General features: G+C 35.9%; 20 protein-coding genes and 1 pseudogene. 5 read left to right on the forward strand and 16 right to left on the reverse strand.

What is annotated here, in order from left to right:
• Positions 1 to 922: 922 nt before the first annotated feature.
• From ACE1OF_RS05385 to ACE1OF_RS05445, 13 genes are all read right to left on the reverse strand, one after another.
• Entirely contained in the window at positions 923 to 2,971 is a 2,049-nt protein-coding gene (locus tag ACE1OF_RS05385) for a hypothetical protein (RefSeq protein ID WP_448893218.1), read from the reverse strand.
• A 490-nt stretch (positions 2,972 to 3,461) separates the two neighbouring features.
• Positions 3,462 to 6,806, reverse strand: coding sequence for a hypothetical protein (locus tag ACE1OF_RS05390; protein WP_448893219.1), 3,345 nt, complete (start codon positions 6,804 to 6,806; stop codon positions 3,462 to 3,464).
• 132 nt (positions 6,807 to 6,938) lie between these two features.
• Positions 6,939 to 7,286, reverse strand: a complete 348-nt coding sequence (locus ACE1OF_RS05395; RefSeq protein ID WP_448893220.1) for a hypothetical protein — start codon at positions 7,284 to 7,286, stop codon at positions 6,939 to 6,941.
• Between the two features lie 972 nt (positions 7,287 to 8,258).
• On the reverse strand, positions 8,259 to 9,641 hold the full coding sequence (locus tag ACE1OF_RS05400) for a tyrosine-type recombinase/integrase (RefSeq protein WP_448893221.1): 1,383 nt from the start codon (positions 9,639 to 9,641) through the stop codon (positions 8,259 to 8,261).
• Positions 9,642 to 10,001: 360 nt separating this feature from the next.
• Positions 10,002 to 10,418 (reverse strand): hypothetical protein, encoded by a 417-nt coding sequence (locus tag ACE1OF_RS05405; RefSeq protein ID WP_448893222.1) that lies wholly within the window; start codon positions 10,416 to 10,418, stop codon positions 10,002 to 10,004.
• Positions 10,419 to 10,545: 127 nt separating this feature from the next.
• Positions 10,546 to 10,938, reverse strand: a complete 393-nt coding sequence (locus tag ACE1OF_RS05410) for a TlpA family protein disulfide reductase (protein ID WP_448893223.1) — start codon at positions 10,936 to 10,938, stop codon at positions 10,546 to 10,548.
• A 63-nt stretch (positions 10,939 to 11,001) separates the two neighbouring features.
• Positions 11,002 to 11,592 (reverse strand): class I SAM-dependent methyltransferase, encoded by a 591-nt coding sequence (locus tag ACE1OF_RS05415; protein WP_448893224.1) that lies wholly within the window; start codon positions 11,590 to 11,592, stop codon positions 11,002 to 11,004.
• Positions 11,593 to 11,627: 35 nt separating this feature from the next.
• Positions 11,628 to 13,334, reverse strand: a complete 1,707-nt coding sequence (locus ACE1OF_RS05420; RefSeq protein ID WP_448893225.1) for a protein kinase domain-containing protein — start codon at positions 13,332 to 13,334, stop codon at positions 11,628 to 11,630.
• A gap of 156 nt (positions 13,335 to 13,490) precedes the next feature.
• A complete protein-coding gene (locus tag ACE1OF_RS05425) occupies positions 13,491 to 14,303 on the reverse strand; it encodes a formate/nitrite transporter family protein (protein ID WP_448893226.1) in 813 nt (270 codons plus the stop codon).
• Between the two features lie 216 nt (positions 14,304 to 14,519).
• Entirely contained in the window at positions 14,520 to 14,918 is a 399-nt protein-coding gene (locus ACE1OF_RS05430) for a hypothetical protein (protein ID WP_448893227.1), read from the reverse strand.
• Positions 14,919 to 14,953: 35 nt separating this feature from the next.
• Complete coding sequence (locus ACE1OF_RS05435) at positions 14,954 to 15,337, reverse strand: STAS/SEC14 domain-containing protein (RefSeq protein ID WP_448893228.1); 384 nt, start codon at positions 15,335 to 15,337, stop codon at positions 14,954 to 14,956.
• 142 nt (positions 15,338 to 15,479) lie between these two features.
• Positions 15,480 to 15,806 (reverse strand): hypothetical protein, encoded by a 327-nt coding sequence (locus ACE1OF_RS05440; protein ID WP_448893229.1) that lies wholly within the window; start codon positions 15,804 to 15,806, stop codon positions 15,480 to 15,482.
• 114 nt (positions 15,807 to 15,920) lie between these two features.
• A complete protein-coding gene (locus ACE1OF_RS05445) occupies positions 15,921 to 16,346 on the reverse strand; it encodes a GNAT family N-acetyltransferase (protein WP_448893230.1) in 426 nt (141 codons plus the stop codon).
• Between the two features lie 270 nt (positions 16,347 to 16,616).
• On the opposite strand from ACE1OF_RS05445, the gene ACE1OF_RS05450 reads away from it, so the two are divergent.
• From ACE1OF_RS05450 to ACE1OF_RS05470, 5 genes and pseudogenes are all read left to right on the forward strand, one after another.
• Positions 16,617 to 17,195, forward strand: coding sequence for a GNAT family N-acetyltransferase (locus tag ACE1OF_RS05450; RefSeq protein ID WP_448893231.1), 579 nt, complete (start codon positions 16,617 to 16,619; stop codon positions 17,193 to 17,195).
• An 11-nt stretch (positions 17,196 to 17,206) separates the two neighbouring features.
• Positions 17,207 to 19,405 carry a hypothetical protein gene (locus ACE1OF_RS05455; protein WP_448893232.1) on the forward strand — a complete coding sequence of 733 codons (2,199 nt, stop codon included), beginning with the start codon at positions 17,207 to 17,209 and terminating at the stop codon, positions 19,403 to 19,405.
• A gap of 322 nt (positions 19,406 to 19,727) precedes the next feature.
• Positions 19,728 to 20,012, forward strand: a complete 285-nt coding sequence (locus ACE1OF_RS05460) for a damage-inducible protein J (protein WP_448893233.1) — start codon at positions 19,728 to 19,730, stop codon at positions 20,010 to 20,012.
• On the forward strand, positions 20,009 to 20,287 hold the full coding sequence (locus ACE1OF_RS05465) for a type II toxin-antitoxin system RelE/ParE family toxin (protein WP_448893234.1): 279 nt from the start codon (positions 20,009 to 20,011) through the stop codon (positions 20,285 to 20,287). The genes ACE1OF_RS05460 and ACE1OF_RS05465 overlap by 4 nt, the downstream gene beginning before the upstream one ends.
• Positions 20,288 to 20,540: 253 nt before the next feature.
• Positions 20,541 to 20,782: pseudogene (locus ACE1OF_RS05470) on the forward strand (IS91 family transposase); the annotation flags it as partial.
• 29 nt (positions 20,783 to 20,811) lie between these two features.
• On the opposite strand, the gene ACE1OF_RS05475 reads toward ACE1OF_RS05470, so the two are convergent.
• The 3 genes from ACE1OF_RS05475 to ACE1OF_RS05485 all read right to left on the reverse strand — a co-directional run.
• A complete protein-coding gene (locus tag ACE1OF_RS05475) occupies positions 20,812 to 21,027 on the reverse strand; it encodes a hypothetical protein (RefSeq protein ID WP_448893235.1) in 216 nt (71 codons plus the stop codon).
• A 34-nt stretch (positions 21,028 to 21,061) separates the two neighbouring features.
• Positions 21,062 to 21,610 carry a hypothetical protein gene (locus ACE1OF_RS05480; RefSeq protein ID WP_448893236.1) on the reverse strand — a complete coding sequence of 183 codons (549 nt, stop codon included), beginning with the start codon at positions 21,608 to 21,610 and terminating at the stop codon, positions 21,062 to 21,064.
• A gap of 241 nt (positions 21,611 to 21,851) precedes the next feature.
• The coding region (locus ACE1OF_RS05485) for a transposase (RefSeq protein WP_448893237.1) at positions 21,852 to 23,063 on the reverse strand (1,212 nt) is incomplete at its 5' end.

A 23,063-nucleotide genomic window follows, 5' to 3' on the forward strand; every position in this document is an offset into this window, starting at 1 on the left:
GAATAACTGTTTAAGTGGCTTTTTTATATCTAGGTAACCCATAGGTAACTACAAAAATAATCTTAGAATAAATATGTATATGTTTTAGCTATTTTTGACACCTTTGTAATATCAGTTGGTTCATCACGTCAAATTAAACTTTAATTCAATGATGAAAACGATTTAAGAACCACTTGTTGATGCATGTATTAGGACTGGTGGTTTAGCATCTCGCAGATTTAGAAGTAATAAACCAAAGAGTTAATAACCAAAAAGCACCACTCGTTAAGTTTGGTGCTTTTTTGTTTCAGCTACTTAATAGTTATGTGCCAGTCTGTGTACTTAAGATAACTGCGCTAAATCCCCTTTCTTTGTACTTAATAGCCTATTCAATTTGGCCATCATGAGAACTAGGGGGGGGCTAGTGATTGACCTATATAGCGTAAAGGAAGTACTTGAGCTGTAAAAAATGCAGAAATATTTCAATATAGCGACTTGTACGTTGGTGTACTTAATTGGGAATATGCCTATTTTGGGGTGACTGTAGGTTTTTTTAGTAACTACTTGAAGATACAACTAGTATCCACCAACCCGTAAAACCTTAACACTGACCGTCGCACCATGAGCAGAAATTGAGCAAACGGAGCTACGAATGAATGAGCTTGCGAAGCAAGGGAATGAAATGAGTAGTTAGTGAAGCGAAATGTTCTGTGAAATGGATGCGTAAGGCTCAGTGTTTGAAAGCCAAATGCTAATGCAAAAAATTAAATCTTTACTTACTACTTTGTATATCAGCTGTTAACGGTCAACAAAACTACAGGGACATGTGAAGTCATGCTTGTACTAGAGGTTACTGCCGCATGTACCCCGTAGTTAAGCGAATATTCAACAACAAATAGTTCCACTTTTCCATAAAGTAATTAACTAATGAAACTAAAATGAATTATTTGAATTTGAATGCTTCCGACTTACCATCAACTTTATCAAGACATATACCTAATTTTTTCAAGCGGTCTTTAAAGTAACCAGATTTCAACCAACGAGTCATTGTGGGCGGAGATATTGAACATTCTTTACACAAATCACGTCTCAAATATGTGCTATTGGATTCTAAATTTTTTAACAAACACTCAATGACTACCTCTTGCTTTTGCTGTGGTTTTGGTAAAGTTCCTCTTGGTCGACTTGCTTTAGGGATCCAATTTACAATATTAGCTTTTGGGAATTCAGATTCAAACAAATTGATTACATCATCACTACCATCAAAATTATCTTGAAACAGATATACTGAGGCAGCTTTACAGTCAGAGTCTTTGGTATCAATGACCCTTGCACAACATCGCATAGCCCCTTGAATTAGGTCATCAGCAACCTCTGACAACTGAAGGTTTTTAACTGCGTCAGGGGTAATATGTTTCATCACACGAAGATCGGAAGTTCCTAGACTGGAAATATGAAATAGTTTCGAAATATATTCCTCTTCTGGCAAGCGAAACCAACCAATTAACATGACCTTATTGCAATCCTTCCAATCATTTCTTCCAACATGGTTCCCCCAGTTTGTAAAAACTACATTACCTTTTTCGGGAAAAATTTTACTGAGATATTCTTCAATAAATCCCTTGAAAGATATAACCAACAGCTTATCACCATCGTTTAAAGTTTCCTTAATCACTTTGGTGTACCAATTTGCATTATCTTTAGCTACATTAGCCCCCTTTTTAAAGATTGCATTAGCAGATTGTTGTACTCCTTGAGCTTTGTATATAGTTAAGTTTTTGTATTTTCTGATTTTTGGAGCTTCAACAATATCGATATGTGAGTTGCTATTAGATGATGTCAAAGCATAAAAGTTGTTAACTTCTGCAGTCGCATCTAGGACTACAGATGTTCCAAACTGATTGTGTAAGCTATTGACTTTGTACAAGTCTTTTTTATAAATAGCGAATTCTCGATAGATTTCTTCAAGCCCTGTACACGTTTCCTTTGGGGATTTTTCTTTCGGCAATGTGATATCAATAAATGCATTCAACGTTGCCACAACTCCATTCTTGATTTCTCCAAGGTTCTTTATCTTAGAAGGCTTAAGCAACGAAATTTGTGTGTCAATTTCATCTAATCTATCAAAAATTATGTTTTGAATCGCTTCAAAGTCTATTCTGGCTGGCAATGATTCGTTTTCTAGTTTGTACTCTAACGATAACTGATCTATGAAAGCTGCCTTGTTTTTATTAGCTAACTGCTTTTCGGTTATTAGTTCAATAGTTGCTTTAACTGAATCACGATGTTGTACGACCAGAGGGGCATTTTTAAACTTTGGCGAATATTCCAGTGTATCAGCGAGGAAGTTTTCTATTCCCTCTAGTTCATCAAACTTCAAAGATTTTTTATTGATAAAAGAGAGCCTTTCATCAATAACAATTAGATCTCTTGCACTGCCGCCCTTATCTTGGGCTGACTTATGTTGTTGAAAGACATCAATATTTTTGTTGGAATTTGACTGCAACTCTGTAAACATTTTGTGTGTGATCACAAGACATTGAACATACACAAGTTCACTCATGTTATTTTTAAGGATTTGATTTTTATTTTTTTTATTTTCGGCAGCAAAGAATTTAGCGTAACTATTTTGCTCCCTAATCGAGTTTATGTTTGTGCAATACGCCATTGCTTCTTCTACGGTATTTACAACAATCAAAGACGATTCATGCTTTAACATCGTAACATAGTGTTGTACCGATACAGACTTACCAACACCAGTTTGAGCTGGATATATTAATATATTCCGTTGGTCTAAGAACCCTCCGATTCTAGGGTTGCTAATAGAGTAATTAAGCAGTAAACATAATCTCTCTAAAACCGCTGGTAAATCATCAGAAACGAATACTTCCTTCTTATCAAAATAATCTTTAACTTTTTTTATAAATACCTTTGGTTCAACTGGAAATGTAGCTTTACTTAAACCTTTTTCAATAGCGTCCTTTCTACTCATAACCCAACTCTAAAATAGTTTCATTTTTCCTTGAAGATATATTAAATTAAAACAATGTGTCAAGGATTAATCGATCAACATAGCAAGCACACAAGGACATAAATTCTCTTCTCTATTACAAGTATGAAGCTGACAAGGGAGTAGTTTTATATCTTAGTTCGCCCTTTAAGGTTATTACAACGATCATTTAAAGCCATAAAACCTTTAAGCAATATCAAGACTTAACTAAAAGATTTAAACCGTTTAAATGACTGCACACAGTGAGATTACACTTACCCGTAGTTAAGTTAACCGCTAGCTATTAATACTAGCGATTGGCAGCTCTCATATCTACGGGATATGTGCGATATGTCTTACAGCAAGAATGGCTGCCTACTAGACAGTATTTAAGCTAATTGCATTTACCTTTGCCAGCCAATAATATTTCGACTTAATTAGACCCTTCATCTTTGAATGTTAGTCAGCCACAATGTTAATTACTTATTGTCATTTACTTCGAACCACCCATAGCCTCGAATGACTGAAGAAAAGCAGATACTGAATGACTGTTTTTTCTTACTGCTCTAGAAAGGCTATCAGTGTACCTCTGTGTAACTCTTTCTAATGCAGGCCGAATTATCCCCAAATCTTTGGTTATATCGTTTTTTTCGTAGGCATCGAGTAGCCACGAGAAAGGTAAACACTTTACAAGATCTATAATATGCTCCTTGGGTAGATTTTTGCTGGAGGTCAGCATAACAAGCAGAGCACACAGTAACTGTTCAACCACTTCAGTTTTTTGTGAGTAAACTTGACCCACGACCATTTGGTGTAAACATGTCTTAACCAAATCAATACTACTGGATCGTTCCCACGAGCTCTCTGTTTGATCTTCCACAAGTTTAATCAACGGGTGAAGCTTTTCTTCGCTTCCTAGATTGATCAATGATCCCATCCTAGCAAATTCTATAGGACTAAAATTTGAGTTATGGTTTAACCATATTAGGTTAAGGACAACTTCGTTGTCTCTATTTGACACTATCGTATTTTGGAAGTTGTAGGGGGTCAGGGGTATAGATGTGTGGTTAAAAGCTCTTAGTGTAGACCGTGTCCCTGCATCTATGCAGAATAAACCAACTTCAAGCTGCTCTGCTAATGCAAGGCTTAGTAAAAAGTTTTCGGTACATAACGCCCTAAACTTAAGCTTTAAGTCTAATGGGATATCTAAATTGCTATCACTATGAATTTGAGTTTTTTCAAGAATACGTGATAGGTTTTCAATTACATCCGTAGGGATTGCTGCTTCACCTTTCATATCTTCAAAATAAACCGTGTAATGAGAGTCGTGGTAAATAGGCCATCGACCTTTATAACCTTTGCAATATCTAGATAACAACTCATATACAGTTTCTGTCATATGCCATGAACACTCATTAAAAACGTCTTCACCAATACATGCTAAATACACAGCACTCATTTCATCGAGAACAAAATTTTGGACATCTGTTTCCGTAAACGCTTCAGAGTTTGACATTATATGAATATGTACATCCGGACAAAGCACTGCGGAGAATGCTTTTTGCACATTATCTTGGCCATCCAAGAGCCTATATTTCATATCAATAGGGAAATTCTGTTGCATAATAGGCCGCAATCGTTCTCTTGACTCCTTGAGAGGTGCCATAACTTTGTCAAGTTCTGCCATTATCTCATCGCCAGTCGCATTCTCAGGAAGATGGATTTTGTGAAATACCTCATTCTCATCATTGTCCATGATATCCGATGCGATGCGATACGCAGCAATTACAGGTGATAACTTTTCAACAAGAGTGCAAACTTTTACAGCCAGTAGCATAGCGTCTCCTACTTTAGCTGAGTTCAACTTAGTAGCTACTCTCCCACTAGCTTCTATTAAATAATGAGGGCAATTTTTTACAAATAACTTAGGCACCACTATCTTAATATGGGACATATGGTTTTCTTTATAATGATATCCACTTCGATATTTACCTGCGACCATAGGCCATTCTTGCTCGTTAAACCTCTGGTTTACACTCATTATGATATTAAAGAAATGCTTCGCATTAGAATGTGGATCATCACAAAACCAATCGAGCATTTTTTCTGCAACGTCTTTTATACGGTGCGTAAAAAAAGATATTAAACGCCATGAGTAGTCGCCAAAATATTCATCGAAAATGGTGGTTGGTAAGTCATTTGTCAGCTTTTGAGCTTCTTCGCTATTTTCTTGAGAAATAGTTCCTAAATATTGCCCCCATAGATAAACAAGATTTCGTTTTTCATACGCCTCTAAATCATCTCTACCTTGGTACTTATCTATATTCTTACGAAGCAAGGACGCGGCGAGAACATAATTTTTGTCTTTGTTTGCAAGCAGAGAAAATAGCGTTATCACTTCTTGTTGCTGCTTTTCTTTTTCAGTGAGCGCGTCCAAAAGCTTGCTAACAGTCTTGTATTGTCTAGCTTGGATCAAGAAATTCAGGTATGAGAAATAAGGTTCTGATAGCCACGGCAGATGTTCACCAAACGCAATCTGATAAAGATGTACAGCTAGCTCACAATGCCCGTGCAGTGCCAACTCAGGAGCCACTATGTTAACAAAGGAAATATTGAGATCTGTGCTCTTAAAAGTATTTTCTATTACGTCCTCTATTTGTGAATGAGGGAAATCTCGATCAGGAATAATAGGGCCACTAATAGCGGCAAGAACAATAAGATTCCCTTTTGCACTCATTGACTCCTGCTCTGCCAATCGACTTAAAGTCCCTATGATTAGATCTGTGTCGCCACTTTCGTATAGCAGTCTACAAGCAGGAAGGTTACAAAAGTTATTTTCTGTTTGGTTTATTAACTTTAGCATGAGCTCTTCTGGCTCTAATGCTTTTAAGCCATCAAACTTTTTTAGTGCTGTCCGTCTAAGCACTGACTGTAACACTTCGTTGTTGAAATACTCCTTCGCTTCCACATGCTCTTTGTTGCAAGTAAGGCAGTCGCCGATGGTTGGGCAGGTATAGTGAGTAAAATGAAATAACTGAGCGAGGATATGCAATAGTTTAAAATCTGGCGCTTCGCTAGATGTAATCAACTCAACGAGTGTGTCTCGTAAAAGGTCAAATTTAGACTTCTCATCAGGACTAAGACAAAAGTAATCTTTATTATTTAGAACCCTCGTATTGACGCATTCTAGAATTACTGTTTCACGCTTAAAATCAGCGAGGGGTTTTAACGCCTGTAACTGTTCCAGAATGCTATTGGCCTCGGTTATCATTGATAGCTCCAATGTTTTATCAAACAAAGCACTAAGAATGAAGTCAGATAACTCCGATTTTCGCGCTACTAGTCCGCGGACATAGTCGTCCGTTGCAAGCCTCTGCAAATACACATATTGGGGAACAGTCATCTCAGGAAGCGTTTTAAAGCGGTTGCGAGCTGCATCAACACCTTTTTTCATCTCGATAAGCTTCAGTATTGCGGCTTCGGCTAACTCTTTCGAAAACGCCGATAACTCTTGGCTTCCAGAGTAACCTTCAACGCGCTGCTCATCTTCTTTTTGCGTTTCTTCACTCAGTAAAATTCTAAGGGAGGCAATTGCTAGTAATGCTTCATCGTTTAATCCCCCCATATCACTAAGTAGGTTAAGACTAATGAGTGCATTAGGTATTTTGTTATCACCAAAATCTTGCAGCGCATTGATAAGAGGGCGACGGATAGAGCTCAGTGTCACAGTATCAGTAATTTTTAGCTGGAGAGTTTCTATAAATACATTGGCATTAATTACTTTATTGCCATTAAATGCATCACCACTACCTTGACCGGTTATATTATAGGTATTCATTAATTTCTCTTGGAATATACTCTTTTTTGTGGCGCTAACAGCTACGAACAAAAAGTGGTGGGAAGGTAAATATTACTCACGCCATCACGTTGTAATGACAGGAGTAATAGCAGGCTTTAAATGAATGACAGATTATTTGTCGTCAAGGTCTAGTTTATCCCCCATCACTTTATCGCCGTTGAATGCATCGCCATTACCATAAGCATTAATATTGATTACGGTCTGTGGCTTTTCGTTCAACTGGATAACGATCTCCTGTAGAACTCTCGATGAATCGATTAGAGCACCTAAAGTTTCTTTAGAAGTAGCATTCTTATACTCTTGCTTGGATAGCTCTTCTGCCATCGCAGCAGCAACTTTATCTTCAAGATTTACTACATTATCTAATGCTGCTTTGATATAGGCAGCTGACAACTTTATTGGCGACGATACCAAATCATACAACACACCACCTAGTAGTGCTCCAGTTACAAATTCCATAATTTATCCTTCAACTATATAAAATGAAGAATATTATACACTTGTTCAGATAAAAAGGGGCTTATAATGTAAACACCTTATAAGCTACATTATTTTAATGGCGTAAATGTACCTGAATATGAAAAGATTGAATACGCATTAGATGTAAATTGTTTACTAAGCCGTTTTAGTAAAACGTAGGAATAATTCATTAAGATAATATATGGCAAATACTTTGAGCTTCAGTCCGCTATAGCGCACAAAGTGATTATCTTTATTAGTTGTAAACCTAATACTATTAGGTGATAGTGTTAGATGATAATGTCTGGAAGTTCTGATGCAACTTGGTGGCTCAACTAATGTAATTTGTTCAATTCACATGTAACCTTAAATAAAATTATGGGGTTCTGAACTTGTTCAGGTTCGATTAATTTTATTTGAGGTATATTTTTATAGTAACGAGAATATTTGACGGTTCGGAAAGTAGTCGGTATATAAAAACAGAGGCTACCCGTAAAGTATAGTAGTTAGATAAACCGCTGCTAAGCTCATCGCCCCGTAGTTAAACGTCTTGTAGTCCATAACCCTTCGTACCTGTAGATGATCTAACCGTTAAAATATTAGCTGCTAACGGCTTTCATAACTACGGGGTGCATGTGCGATATGTAATACCATACACGTGCCAATATTTTTCACATATAACCCAATAAATAGTTCCACTTCTCCATAAAGAAAATAAATAATAAAACTAAAGCGGGATTATTTAAATTTCAACCAATAAGACATCGTAGGTTGAGGAATTTCACACTCTTTCGCAAGTCACTCATCAAATATGAGTTATGAGATTTAGACAGTTCTAATAAATGTTGAATTATGCCTTCTTTGTTTTGGTTAGCTTTTGGAAACTCAGGTTCAAACAAATCGATTACACAATTCGCCCTACCTTCAATTTTTTGTATATGAGCTATACCTACCCATGTTAACGTAAGATGATTATCTCATGGCAGCCACAATGTCTTTAGCTGTGACTTTACCTTTCTCATTTTCATACTCTATATCAGCAGTACCGTAGACATAATGCCGTAAAGTACCAAGGCATTCCCAAGTATTACCGGTTCGCTCTACCGTTATAGACCTTTCTAAAAGTTTGCCTACACTCCATAAATTAGTACGCTTAGTTTCTAAGTTAGTAGATTGTAGGTAATGTTTACGAGTAACAGTCCCATCATTATGGTTAAGCAGAGCTTTAATATTAGATTCACTGACATTAAGATCATCAAGAATGCTTGTAAAGGTTCTACGAATATCATGTGGTCTAATGATATCAATACCCGCAATAGTTGAAATTTTATCTAATGTTTTGCGACAGTCGTTAATGTGCTTGGTATCACTTATGCCTTTTCCTTGCATTGCAGGAAATATATATGGATTTTCTTTAGGGTTATCAGTTTGTCTTCGTTTAAAAACATCAAGCATGAGCGGTGTTAATGGAATGATATGATCACATCCATTTTTAGTATCAAATACAGTTATGGTGTATAAATCATAACAAATATTGTCCCACTTAAGTTTACGGCATTCACCTAATCTAAGCCCCGACATCAATAGCATTAAGACAAAATCCCCTTGAATGGGATTGATAGTTTCTTCAACCATTAAATTTAGCCAGCAATCCATGAACTTAGAAAGGTTATGGTTTTCTACTCTTCTAGTTCTTGGTTTGATCTTGTACCTTAGTTTTCTTATAGTTACAGCATGAGCAGGATTGAATGTAATAGTATGCAAGCCTACTTGATATTGCAATATAGCTCTTAATGACCTAAACGCCTTATCTATTGACGTTGAGCGATGAGAGTTGCTTAGATACCATTTACAAACGGAATCTTCTGTTATCTCTTGTACTGGCAATGTTAGGAATGTTTTACAATACAACGGGATTTCATATCGATAATCTTTAACTGTGCTTGGTTTTAATTGCTTATCTGAAAGATACTGCTCCATAGCATCATACAAGGTGATTTTTTTATTATTATCAACTAGCTCTTGTTCAGCTGCGACCTTTCGAACATCGATACCTAAATGGAGCTTAGTCAAAAAATCTGTTGCAAGCTGCCTTGCCTTTCCTAAAGATAGGAGGTTAGCATCACCAAGGGTTAGCACTCTAACTTGATTTGTAGCTTTAACCTTACCTAAAGCAATAAAGACCTTTCTTTTTGTTGGTGATATACGAAGACGTAATCCACTTACAGTAGTATCTTTAATGTCATAGCGATTAGCTCTAGGTAAAGCGCTAGCTATTAATTTAGCAGTTAGCTTAATTGGTTTGTCAATTTGTCGTTTAGTAGTTAAGTTAATTACATTAAGTTGAGATTTCACTGAATTACTTATTTTAGGTAACTGATAGGTAACCAGAGTACACAAAAATATATGAATTGTAAGTTAGGTAACCAGCACAATCCCTTTAAAAACGTGATGTAAAAGCACGGAATCCGTCTGGGGGACGTGAGGTCGCAAGTTCGAATCTTGCTACTCCGACCATACATAAGAATCAAGACGTCCTAGGACGTCTTTTTTTGTGCCTAAATCCCAGTAAAAACGAGACATAAAGTAACAAGTCACAACTATTCACGACCTATAGATTCCTATAAAATACACCCTCTCCACCATTAAAAGTAACAGTGTTAGTAACACTGAAGAACATCTATTTTTCAATCTACTAGGATTATTGTTGTGTGGTTATTGGTTGTTCTCAATACTCACAGTAAAAGCTGCTTTATAACCTCTTAAATTGAGGTTAGAAATGTTTACTCTACACCCTTGTGCATTGGTGATGTTCAAACTATGCGGTTTTGAAAGTATCTGTTTCCAACCTAGCAACTTTACAAAATTTTCATTAGGTTGACGGTCTTCAGTTTGAAAAAGTAACGACTGTATTGATTCTGGGTGTTTAGTTAATTTGTGTTTTTTTTGTTTGTGTTTACTATTTTCAAAGCCAGCGTGTTGCCAAGTTGATTGAACTTCTTCTTTTGACATACCTATGTTTGCACCTCCAATGGAGTTACTACATACATCGTTAAAGGTATCTGCAAATACGGTTTGGCTATTACCGATAAAAAATAGCCCAACTATCAATGCTAGTTTTTTCCTTTTCATTGTTGATTGCTCTTATCTTCCTCGTGTAAATATCAGTTAATTGCAATATGCTCATATCACTATAGCTAAACCCACTGAAGATGTATAATTTTTACACAATCTACTCTTGGTGCTGGTATGTATCTATTTATGACTTGTTTATTATTTGAGTAAATTTTTCAGCTAAAGCTGACAGTGCATCTTCTGTAATTATTTCAACGTTGTTTGAATCTACTATATTTCCTTGGCAAATTAACACCGTTCTTGGGTAGCCATGTCCGCCAAATTTAGCGGTTAATTGCGCATGTTCATCATTGATAAATTCACCTTTCACCCTTTGAACATTTACTTGCAATACATCTATTGCTTGTAATTTCATCTTTTGTGCAAAATCATCAATATATAACTTTTGCCTTTCTGTGCAATCTGTACACCATGTTGCTACTACATTGACTATAAATGTATCACCCGCAGATATACGCTTACTTACTTCATTGGGCTCTACTAATTGAATCGCGCTTTGCGTTTTAAAATGTTCCAAAATGATTTTACCTTATTGGTTTATTAAGTTGGGTTATGTAAATTTAAGTAAAGTCATGAAAATTTATGCTACTTTAATCAATATTGCATTTAGCCATTTTTCACCATGACGATTAGGCCGTACATCTTCTGTTATCCAAGTTCTATCTATCACTAACCCAGTATTTTTAATAAAATCACTTAACCTTGATTCATTTGCATTAGTAAAATAACGACCATTTCGAGTAATATCATTATCACCATATTTAAAAGAACAATAAAAAACACCTTTTAATTTCAGTTGATTAGATAAATTATTAAAAGAATTTGATATTTCACTACTTGGCACATGAACTAAAGAAGCACATGCCCATATAGCATCATATAAACATTGTGGCGATTTACTTTTAAAATTTTCAAATGTATTTAATGTGACATTTATTCCAGTATATTCACTTGCTTTAGCGGTTAAAGTTTCACACGCATCAAACGCTGTTACTTGATAACCTTGATTGATGAAAAACAAAGTATCTCGACCTGAACCACAACCAGCATCAAGAATATGTGATCCACTTTTAACTAGCGGTAAAAATTGTTGATAAATAACTGATAAATCTGCATCTACAGTATCATTAAAAAAGCTGGTAGCATTTTCATTATAAAAATTTTTAGACATTTAAGACCTGTTAAATAATTTTCAACATTTTTATATTATTCAATTTGTTGAATAAGCAATACAATCACTAAAATAAAACACATCGCTTGCCAAAACATCACGGGGTCGCGTTGTATGAGCGGAGCACGGGTACGGGCTAAAAATTCACTGTTTGGTGTGCGTAAATCTTGTATAAATTCTGATAGTTCACTGTAGCGTTTTACAGGATCAATTTGTAGCGCCTTATTTAACGTATCGTCAATCCACACAGGTAATACAGAGTTATCATCTATGATACTACGGTAAGTTAATTTTCGTTGTGCTGATTTACTATTGGCTTGTGCTATTTTGGCGCTGTAAGGAAATTTACCTGAAAGCATTTGGTAAGCTATCACACCCAATGAATAAATATCTGATTGTTGCGTGCCGAGTTGACCAAGAAAATATTCTGGGGCCGAATAACGAATAGTACCGCGCATTTCCCCATCGCTTTCGCTGTCTGATACTCCTGCAATAAACGTTGAGCCAAAGTCGATAATTTTAACTGTGCCATAATTATCAATCATGATGTTATTGGGGCGAATATCTTGATGAATCATTTCTTGGCGGTGAAATGCTTGTAGGCCTTTAGCTATTTGCTCGATAATATTACGTACGGTTTCAAGTTTAGGTTTTGGATTATCTATTATCCACTGGTTAAGTGAAATTCCTTCAATGTATTCAATGGCTAAGTATAAAAAGTTGCGCTTTCTGGTGGGAATAATTACTTTAGCAACGTGTGGGTTATTAATGCGTTTGGCTATCCATTCTTCTAGCATGAAACGTTCTAAATATTTTGTATCGGTACTTAGTTCGGTTGACGGCACTTTTATTACAACATTTTCTTGGCTATCAAGATCTTTAGCTAAGAACACGTGACTACGGCTGCTAATATATATTTCTTGGGTAATTTCATAACCATCAAATAATGTTCTTGGCGCAAGTTGTGGTGGCGTGGGCAGTTTTGTTAATTGTTGAACCTCAGCAAGTTGATATTCAGGTATGTTGTCAATACGGACTATTTGAATACTAATATTGTCGTCACTGCCATTTTCTTTTGCTATGTTAAGTAGTGTATTGGCTGCTTTTTCGACACAGCTATGTTCGTGAATTACATTACTTATTATGGTTGCGTTTACAAATTCGTACAGGCCATCAGTGGCTAGAATGTATATATCACCAAGTTCAAGTTGCAACGTTATATAATCAATTTCTAACGTTTGATGAATACCTAACGCCCGAGTTAAATAGCTTTGCTGGTCGGAAACTTGTCGACGATGATCTTCAGTGAGTTGTTCTAAATTAGTATCGCTTAAACGGTAAACCCTTGAGTCACCTGAATGAAAAATATGGGCGCTATTTGATTTAAAAACTATAGCACTAAAGGTACAAATATAACCTTTATCTTTATCAAACCGATAAGGGCTGTTTCGGGTTTGTGCGAATAACCATGAGTTAATAGCACGAACCACTTTATACACTGAATTTTTAACTGACCAAGCGTCAGAGGTACAGTAGTAGTCGTTTAAAAAACTATTTACAGCTGCTTCACTTGCTTCTTGGCTTACTTTACTAGAACTTATGCCATCAGCCACAGCAAGTGCTATGCCCTTTCCGCTTAGTTGTGGTTCGCTTGGAGAGTGGCTGCCGATAAAATCTTGATTAATTTCTTTTATGCCTTTATCCGTAGCGCCACCAATACTGACTTTTAAGGGGTTATTCATAAGTTTTTTTAACTTTTATCAGTTATTATATTTTTAAGTGTAATGTTGGATATTGGTCTAATTATGTATTGTAGACTGATATTAATAAAAAGGCTCCATAATAAGTATTACGGAAGCCTTTTAGGTTACACATTTGTTGGTACTATATTAAAACAATTAAGAAATTTTGCGGTTCGGTGATGTTTTAACATGTGTTAAGTAAAGTGGTAAGCCTACTAATAATAAACCACCTGCAAGGTTACCTAATACGGTTGGCACTTCGTTCCATAATAAATAATCATAAACAGTAAAGTCTCCCCCCATTATCATTGAAAAAGGAAATAAAAACATATTAACAATTGAATGCTCAAAACCCATATAGAAGAACAGCATTACTGGCATCCACATAGCTGCCATTTTAGCCCCTGCAGACGTTGATATCATTGCACCAACAACCCCCATTGATACCATCCAATTACATAACATACCGCGAATAAATATAGTAAACCATCCGCCAATACCGTGTGTTTGGTAACCTAATGTTCTGGCTTCACCTATATGAGAAACTTTAGCGGCAATAACGCCCCCGTCTGCTGAATAACCATAAGTTAATATAAATGACATAAAAAAAGCAGTAGTCATGGCACCCGCAAAATTGCCAATAAATACTAACCCCCAGTTTCGTAATACCCCTTGCATTGTTACACCTGGGCGTTTATCAAATAAAGCCAGTGGCACTAAAGTGAATACACCTGTTAGTAAATCAAACTTCATTAAATACAGCATAATAAAACCAACGGGAAATAAACATGCGCCTAAAATAGCACTGCCCGTTTTAGTGGCAACGGTGATGGCAAAAATAGCTGCTAAGCCTAAAATAGCTCCAGCCATAAATGCTCGAATAAATGTATCTTTAGTTGACATGTAAACTTTCTGCTCGCCTGCGTCTACCATTTTTGTGACAAATTCACTAGGTTCAATATAAGCCATTAAACTTCCTCTTTTATATTTTTATAGCTAAAATTATTTTATTAACTAATGCAAAGCACAGATTAAGCCAACATTTAATTACTTGTTTTTATTGATATAATTGTTTTTCAGGAGGAATAGCATGCCTTAGGTTAAGGCATGTTTTAAAATAATGCACCAAAATGAACATGGTGCTTTAATTGAAGAGTTATAGCGATTTAACTAACGCTAACTGTGTTAGCCGTCCGTTGATGTTTTAACCCAAAATACAATACTCGGCATGAAAAATAGCAATATTAAGCCAATGCTAAGTAAATTGCCCTTTCTAATGTTAAAATCTTCTGTAATTTTCTTCCATTTAAACTTGAATACGCACCTTGCAAAATATATATCTAAACAAAGCAGCATTACCATCCAAATAAAACCAGTTGAAAAGCACTCAATATAATTACTAAGGTTTAACCATGGTTGTGTTAACCATACTATAAGCACAATTATCATCATACCAGAGAAAAAACTGATAAATTTTGCACGTTTTCTACCATATAAATGGTGTAATACCCTGACCCTAATATTCCCGTTTACAACTTCACCAAGAGAAAGCAACAAACCTACAACCAATACTTTTAGTAACATTTTAGTTGCCTCATACGACTAACAAGCCTGTAGAATCACTCTTGTTTAATCCAATTTAAAGCATCATGTAAATTATCAAAATACTGAATTTCACCTGACATAAACCAAGAACCAAGTTTAGCTGAAACTTTTTGCCAATTTTTATTACCATAAATGGCTATTTTACGAAATTCATTGTTATGTTTAAGCCCAAGTTTAAAGTCATCCCAAGCTGCTCTTAATTCCCAGCCTTCAAGTTCAGTTGCGTCCATCAATACATTAACTTTAGGGTCTTTAACTTGTGCTAGTGCAGAATCAATCATAGGTGTGATTATTTCATAATCTTCATGTGTTAGTTTTCCTATGGCTTTTAATGATAGAAAAAAATCATTTTCAAACCTTTCTATACCAATAGATAAACCATGTTTAGCAGAATACATAATAATATCTCCAATTAATATTTACCAAATATGAATATAAAAAACCTGTTATTTATTATTAGTGATGAAATAGAAAAGTCCAACTGATTTTATGCCTATTTATTGATTGAAAACAACTCAAAATTGATTAGAAATAAGCTGTTCAGTTTAAATTAAGAATGCGATTAACAACCCCTTGTGTTTCTTCACTAAACATTTGAAACTGCTCAATACTTAACACATCATATTTTTTCAATGAAACAATCTTTAATATCACATTATTGCGAGTTGGATTGTTAAACATTTCAGCTATTTTGGCATCTTCTGTTTCAATCAGTCGGTATAAATCCAAATATGATTGATGTTCCTTACCAGCTCGTTCATTTGCAATATCATTAACTTGCCTAAAAATTATCTCACAAGCTTTGGCTGTTAATTCTGATTGCAATTTACGAAATAACTTCCAATCTTTCTCAGGAATAGATGACATATTGACCCCACATTGATTACTCATGCCTCATTCAGAGGCTAAAAATTATTGAGCAAAATAGCGAGACACAAGCAACAACCAGCGGTTATTTGTGATCCTCCCTCGTTAAATTTCTTATTTATACACATCTGGTTGGTGTAATTCCATAAAAGATTCTGGAGAGCTTAACGCTTTAAACCCAAACTGCTGGTAAAGACCATGTGCATCACTTGTAGCAAGTGCCATACGTCTAATGCCTTGCAAATCAGGGTGCGCAACAATAACCTGCATGAGCAACTTACTTAAACCTTTACCTCTATGCTCTTTCGATACAAAAACATCAGCTAAGTATGCAAATGTTGCAGAATCAGTAACCATACGAGCAAAAGCCACTTGCTTACCGCTTTGTGCAAAAACGCCAAAACATAAATAATTATTTATAGCTTTTTCCATTGTCTTTATTGGAATACCTTTAGCCCAATAAGAACTAGATATAAAATCATGTATTACAGTTAAATCCATATCTTTTAAATCTGAACTAGTTTTGTAACCTGAAACCAACGTAAACTCCTTAATAAGTATAATACCCAATTAACAGGCAATAAATTAGATGGTTAAAATAGCGATAAAGCAGTAAAAAACAATTTTTTCCTTATTTAACAGGTGATTATGCGTTTTACACAGTGTTTTACTTATTTCAAACATAACATACTTTTCATTAGCTTAACTTGAATGGCAGATAAACGATGATATTATTAACGCGAACAACTGAATAAGGTCGATAATAATAGCAACATTAGGTATTATTCAAGAAAAATAACATAGAAAGCTATGCAAACTAAACAACTTACCAAAACCGTTGGCCCGTTATGGGAAAGCGCTATGGCGTTATATTGTAAAATATTTCCAGAATGGGAAAGGGAATCAATATCCAGTATCGAATCGGCAATTAATAGCGGTAATTCACGCTGTATAGTGGTTTACGATGGCGATAAAACCATAGGTATGTCATTAACAGAAGTTTATCTACCTTATAAATTCGCCATGCTAGCTTATTTATTTATTGCTCCGAGTCATCAAGGACAAGGGTTAGGTACACTATTGTGTCAAGAATTGTTTGATTTTTTTAACCAAAATGCCGATCTAAATTGGTTATTAGTAGAAGCCGAGACCGAACCAGAGCGGTTCTATAATCAGTTAGGCTTTACTACATTAGAGATAAAATACCAGTCACCGCATTATGATGATATGCATTCAACTCCAATGGCATTAATGCTCTACTTAAAAACAGGACAAAGTGCCCTTTCTAAAGCGCAACTATGGAAACTTGTTAATCATATATTTTGTGAGAGTTATTACTTAAGCCCTGACGATCCAAGGTTAGAGCAACAGCGAAAATGTATTCTTTAAAAGGTGGGTTTATGAGTTTTGAGCAAAATACCTCACAGCAGTCTATTTTAACAACGTTTTTTGAATTTATCCGTTCAGAAAATTTTGAGCCATGTTTTCATTGGGCAAAAAAACAATTACAAAACCAAAATTCTGATGCATTTAACATGATTCAGCAATTAGATGAACGGCCAGAAATATCCCTCACGCAATTAAAAAACATTGAAAACGACGTACTTTTATTAATGTTTTGTACCTGTTATAGCTATGCGCGTCACGATGTTGAGGAAAGCAATAGGTATGGCCATGCAGAAATGCTAATTCGCTCAAGTATTACCCCCCTTGAAGCACTACCAAGTTCGGGTATTATTAAGGCACTAATAAAGTTCGCTAGAATTCAAATTGATATTTGTAATATCGACCGAGGCATATACACTAGTCAAGAATATTTAATGGCTGAAGCGACGCAAAATATTCAAAGCAATTTAGCCGAAATAGCAGTGCTAAAGACTGAGCTAAGCTCCTTTGAATGCCAATTATACACAGAGTATTTTACCAAAGAGTTCAGTTCATACCAGTATTATAGCGAAGGTGTGGCGATAATTGCTCAGCTTTTAAAAATGCGATGGGATGATCCGACAGCAATGGCTATAAATATGGCAAAATTACGGCCTAAGTTTCTTGCCGCGGTACAGGCGTTGACATCTTACGGTAAATATATCATGTCGACCGATTTAGAAGCGCTATGGCCACCATTAAGCTTTTTTAGCGAAAATAGAACCCCAGGCACGGGTGAGTTGTTTGTTGATCGTGGTTCAATCACCATTTCATACTTTGCTAGCGTTAATCACATCATTATAAATGAGCTGTTGCAGTCGTTATCTAATATTATTACTGACGCCCCAAAATCTCATCTACTCTATCTTGAACAGTGGGGTGCAGATATTCCACTGCGCAATATGCTCAATGATATTTGGGCTGGCATTGCCCGAGAATTTGAAAATATATATTCATGGCAATTACCTGATTTAACCATGCCATTTCGTAATAAAAACGGCAGTGACAACTCGTTAAGTTTTGCAGTAGAATTAATTTATTATCCAATGGGCGTTTTTGCATTAAACCTAAAAGCCGATCTTGATGGTATCAGCGGCAGCGGTGTTCGACATGCTATGTCTCTTGGCACCCCTTTTGCGATGGATCAGCAAATGCGCTGGCACAATGAAGACGTCAGTTTATTAGAAGAATTTGCCGAAAAGCGATTTACCGAACTGGCCTCAATACTCAATAGTACTTTCGAGCACTATGAACATCCCATCAGCGATATTCTCAGCTTTAATAAAACTGAAAATCGGTTCGTATCAACATTGCTAGATCGCATTGTAGAGCATGTTGATGGTAACAATATCCCGATGACGGCAAAGTCGCTTAAATCACATTTTGCTTATCCTGTATTTATACTACCACAACGTGAACTACGCAGTGCTGTTGATGATTGGTGTCTTAGAAGCCTACCCTCAGCCACTGACAATTTGAATCAGGATTGCTTTAACAACGACGAATTTTTTTACACTAATCAGCATGAGTGTGTTATAGGGTTATTACAACAACCTAATTGGGTGCTAGAACAAACGTTAGAAATGATAAATGTGGCGGCAGCTATCAATAACCTATTCCATCTAACGAATAAATTACTCGATAAACAACTCAGAGTGAGTCAAGCTAATTCAGCCAAGAAACTTGACGGTAAAAAACTGTCTGCAAGGGTACTAAAAGAACAAGTTAAAAAGCTTACCGCTGAAAGTAACTGTTTAAAGCAGTTTACTCATGATGCTCATTGGCTACTAGAGTTGATCAGTGCAGGAAGCATGATGACTTTTCCTGATCATACACGCCTTATTCATAAAGTTTTTGACCGTATGGATTTCGATAAACTTCACCTACGTACACAAAAAACATTAGGTAAAATTCAATATCGGCAAGATGAAATTATTTCTGAAAACGCTAAACTCTATGAAAAAATACGCACACGAAACAGCAAGCGATTTACGCGCATAATATCAATTACAATAGGCTTAATATCGGTCGGCGCATTAAAGGATATTTTTGATATAATAAACGGCAGTAATTTAGGTTTGAAAATTAGCGGCTCGTTGCAAGTCAGTATTGTTTCACTGTTTGCGATGATGCTCATTATATTGTTACTCAATAAAAACGGAAATGATAAGTAAACTCAAATCTGCGGCATGTGTATTATTTTTTCAAGCGCTAATAGTGCTTGATTCGCTCGGTACTTAAGCGCCACAATGCTTCATTATGGCTTAAATAAAGTACTAGTATTTCACCTAAATAAAATAAACTAGTGTTTAAACAGGTTAGCTTTAAGCTACCGTGAGTAATTAGAGTGAGTGTCCTTGTTAATTTTTTTGTTAATTTATTCAACCCCCGAATAAGGTGTCGGTTGACGCGACACCTATTCTTATTTGTTAGTTGCCTTGGAACAACTGTAGTGCTAACATTTGTGAGTACACCACTTATTTAAGGTAACTTATTATGGACGCACGAATTCAATTTAGAGTTGATGAAGAGACGAAACGTTTAGCGCAACTAATGGCAGAAAGCCAAGGTCGTACTCTTAGCGATGCATGCCGAGAACTTGCAGAAGATTTAGCAGAAGAACAGAGAAAATCTATGAACCATGATGCATGGTTATCGGAACAAATCAATGCAGCCTTTGACAAGTTTGATAACGGAAAAGCTAATTTTATTGTACATGATGAAGCAAAAACATTGATGGAAGCAAGAAAGCAAAAAATCCGTAATAAAGATAAATTATGATCTTTTGGGAAGAAGAATCACTAAACGATCGTGAAAAAATATTTGAATTCCTTTTTGATTTTAATCCAATTGCAGCAGAAAAAACTGATCAAACTATTGAAGCCAAAGTTGAAAACTTGCTAGAACACCCACTAATGGGTGTTAAAAGAGACATTTTTCGTGGAAGAGTACTAATCATTCCTGAAATATCAATGATTGTTTCTTACTGGGTCGATGGTGATACGATAAGAATAATGCGAGTTTTACACCAAAAGCAGAATTTCCCTCCAAAATAAAGACAACTAACGAGCTTGTAGAATTACTCGTTTTTATATTATTTATTGATCAAAATACTCTAACTGGATTATTTTCTTTTAACAATCAAAAAAATTTAAAAGGACATCCAATCTAAATATCAAGACAGACCTTCCCTCTTCCAAGCCATAAATTTTATTTTGTCTCGAAATAAGCTGATGTTTAAAAAGGTTAGCCGTAAGCTAGCGTGAATAATTAGAGTGGGTGTCCTTGTTAATTTTCCTTGTTAATTTAGTACTCAAGTTTTTACTGCTGATACTGCAACATGTGTTACCGAAAGGATTACAACACGTGCGTGATTATAGGGTGTTAGCGTCAAGGGCTAAAAAACTGCATTTGCTTATTCAATTATGTTAATGCCCAACCATAATTGGCTGACACCAACAACCGAAGAAACGAGGCCAAATCGCGCTATTCGCCTTTGCCCATGTTGCCAACATAAAATGCACTGCATTGGTATCACGCGAACGAGGTAGCCGAAAGGCGAATACAACAAGGATAATGGCTAAAATGAATGATTAAAATAGGAGGTTAAAGAAAAAATAGGAAACAGTAATGCAATAAACCGACGAAAAATCCCTGATATTTTACGTCTTAACTTCGTGCGTCTTGCGATCAAGTATTGGCTTGCAATCCCTTCAACAAATAAATCACTATTTACACTATAAGTAGCGCTTCGGGCTTGTTCAACACCCGAATAAGGTGTCGGCTGACGCGACACCTATTCTTATTTGTTAGTTTAACCTTGATGATATCTAGTTTGTGAAATCGCCGATAGGGATAGTTATCATGATACCTGCATGTGTGTTTTCAGTTGTTAGAAAAGCTTTTACAGTAATACCTATACCCAAATACTTGCCGAAGACTGCCGATGCATGCATAGGAATTCCGAACCTAATACCATCTGATATATCACAAACATCATGCCTACCAGAAAGAGTATTACCGCTATCTTCCCTTGAACAATCATTTGCCCAAGTCCCTTTAACAATTCCAAGCCCAATACCTGCTTCTTTATAACCCCAGCTTCCAATATTATTCCAATTTTTAGTTAGCCCTAAAGTTGTCATTTTTATATCAGCAGTACCTCCATTTTTACGGTCTTCTACATAAGAAAAGACTTGAAAATCTTCTAAATAGCCCAACTCTATCGCCCAATTAGTACTTTCATCTCCCAACTTTAAATTCATTGAATAACCAATAAGGTCATTCCCCCCTCCAGCACCCCACTCAGCCCAAACATTAGAGTTATCAGCGTGTACGGTGAATGTAAAAGTTGTAAGTATTATTAAAAATAGTCTCATAAAATATCCATATTTAATGTGGCGAATTTGCCGGTTAAACTAACGAGCTTGTAGAATAACTCGTTTTTATATTATTTATTAATTTAAATACTCTAACTGGATTGTTTTCTTTTAACAATCAAAAACGTTTACGTTTTTGACAATTTTATTTTTACATCGTTAACTTAACGAATTAGTGGATTAACGTCTGATAATTAAGTGTTATAGAAGGTTATATGATGTGGCGTTGGGCTTTTAACCCTTAATGCAGATTGTTTCTTAACTTTTCAATATTATGAACAAGACAATACATTTGCCATTGGGTATTTACTTTATCTTTACCGCGTAAGGTTAATTTATTCATGCCTTTGTTGACGGTAATATTGCCAAACACTGGCTCGATAGCACCTAATCGCTTACTGTATTGTCGTCGACCAATTGGTCTGTCTATTTTAACCTTCATTTTGTCAATGTAGCTTAGCTGTTTACACGATTCATCATTTTTAAACTGAACTTGCCGCCCTGTTTTTATTGGCGGTTTTCTCATACATTGCTGTTGCAGTGGGCAACTTTTGCAATCCTTTAAGTAACCACAAAACCGTGTGTATTGTTGATTGAAGCTATTGACGTTTATCCCGCTTCGCCACATTTCATTGCCTGCAGGACATCGGCAAGTTTGCGTTGTTTCATCATAATGAAAATCATTTGAGGTGAATAACCGTGGCTTGCCTTTACTGCGCTTTAACCGCCGCTTTTCTTGCGCTGTTTCATAAGTTTCGCTTTCTTTAAATAGTGGATTTCTTTTTCTAAACTGGTTATCTGCAATATAAGTATCAAAGCCACTTTGTGCCATAAACTCAAGATTCACTTCACTGTTAAATCCGCTGTCTGCGGTGAATTTGATGGTGTGTTTATCTACTTCTTTTTTTGTATTGAGTTTAACAAGTTGTTTTTTTAATTGTGCAACGGCTGGCTGTAAGGTTTGTTGTTCGCCCACTGAGCCCCACGCTTGTGCTTGCAGTATAATTTGGTGTTTATCGTCATTAATCGCAATGCCGTTATAGCCTTGAATGGTGCCTTTTGACGTCGTCATTTTCGCACTGTCTGGGTCGGTGATATTACTTTTAACCGGCTTGCCTTTACTGCCTGTTTTTTCTTGATGTGTGGCTAAAAATTCAGTAATTTTCTCTGCACTTTTATCCAGCTTTTCTTTTTGTTTTAAGTCCTGTTCAATTAACTCCTCACCCAGACCATCCTGTGATTGGTGGCGTGCTATAATTCGTTTACTCGCGCGCTCTAGCTTTGCTTTTTTACGACCTAACTCGTCGAATGTGCCGCTCCATTCTTTACTCGCATTTGATTTTAACTTACAGCCATCAATGGCAAACATGTTGCGACCTATCAAACCTTCTTTGTCACATATCATTAACACTTGCGTAAAGAGAGGCTCTATTTGGTCTTTCATGCGGGCAAC

It is taken from the genome of Colwellia sp. E150_009 (assembly GCF_053543955.1).

What these genes read in the sequence shown, in the direction of transcription:
- ACE1OF_RS05480 (WP_448893236.1), bottom strand. Translation starts at nt 21,610, where the DNA reads ATGAGACTATTTTTAATAATACTTACAACTTTTACATTCACCGTACAC.
- ACE1OF_RS05455 (WP_448893232.1), top strand. Translation starts at nt 17,207, where the DNA reads ATGAGTTTTGAGCAAAATACCTCACAGCAGTCTATTTTAACAACGTTT.
- ACE1OF_RS05405 (WP_448893222.1), bottom strand. Translation starts at nt 10,418, where the DNA reads ATGAAAAGGAAAAAACTAGCATTGATAGTTGGGCTATTTTTTATCGGT.
- ACE1OF_RS05465 (WP_448893234.1), top strand. Translation starts at nt 20,009, where the DNA reads ATGATCTTTTGGGAAGAAGAATCACTAAACGATCGTGAAAAAATATTT.
- ACE1OF_RS05415 (WP_448893224.1), bottom strand. Translation starts at nt 11,592, where the DNA reads ATGTCTAAAAATTTTTATAATGAAAATGCTACCAGCTTTTTTAATGAT.
- ACE1OF_RS05435 (WP_448893228.1), bottom strand. Translation starts at nt 15,337, where the DNA reads ATGTATTCTGCTAAACATGGTTTATCTATTGGTATAGAAAGGTTTGAA.
- ACE1OF_RS05395 (WP_448893220.1), bottom strand. Translation starts at nt 7,286, where the DNA reads ATGGAATTTGTAACTGGAGCACTACTAGGTGGTGTGTTGTATGATTTG.
- ACE1OF_RS05440 (WP_448893229.1), bottom strand. Translation starts at nt 15,806, where the DNA reads ATGTCATCTATTCCTGAGAAAGATTGGAAGTTATTTCGTAAATTGCAA.
- ACE1OF_RS05390 (WP_448893219.1), bottom strand. Translation starts at nt 6,806, where the DNA reads ATGAATACCTATAATATAACCGGTCAAGGTAGTGGTGATGCATTTAAT.
- ACE1OF_RS05425 (WP_448893226.1), bottom strand. Translation starts at nt 14,303, where the DNA reads ATGGCTTATATTGAACCTAGTGAATTTGTCACAAAAATGGTAGACGCA.
- ACE1OF_RS05430 (WP_448893227.1), bottom strand. Translation starts at nt 14,918, where the DNA reads ATGTTACTAAAAGTATTGGTTGTAGGTTTGTTGCTTTCTCTTGGTGAA.
- ACE1OF_RS05450 (WP_448893231.1), top strand. Translation starts at nt 16,617, where the DNA reads ATGCAAACTAAACAACTTACCAAAACCGTTGGCCCGTTATGGGAAAGC.
- ACE1OF_RS05385 (WP_448893218.1), bottom strand. Translation starts at nt 2,971, where the DNA reads ATGAGTAGAAAGGACGCTATTGAAAAAGGTTTAAGTAAAGCTACATTT.
- ACE1OF_RS05420 (WP_448893225.1), bottom strand. Translation starts at nt 13,334, where the DNA reads ATGAATAACCCCTTAAAAGTCAGTATTGGTGGCGCTACGGATAAAGGC.
- ACE1OF_RS05460 (WP_448893233.1), top strand. Translation starts at nt 19,728, where the DNA reads ATGGACGCACGAATTCAATTTAGAGTTGATGAAGAGACGAAACGTTTA.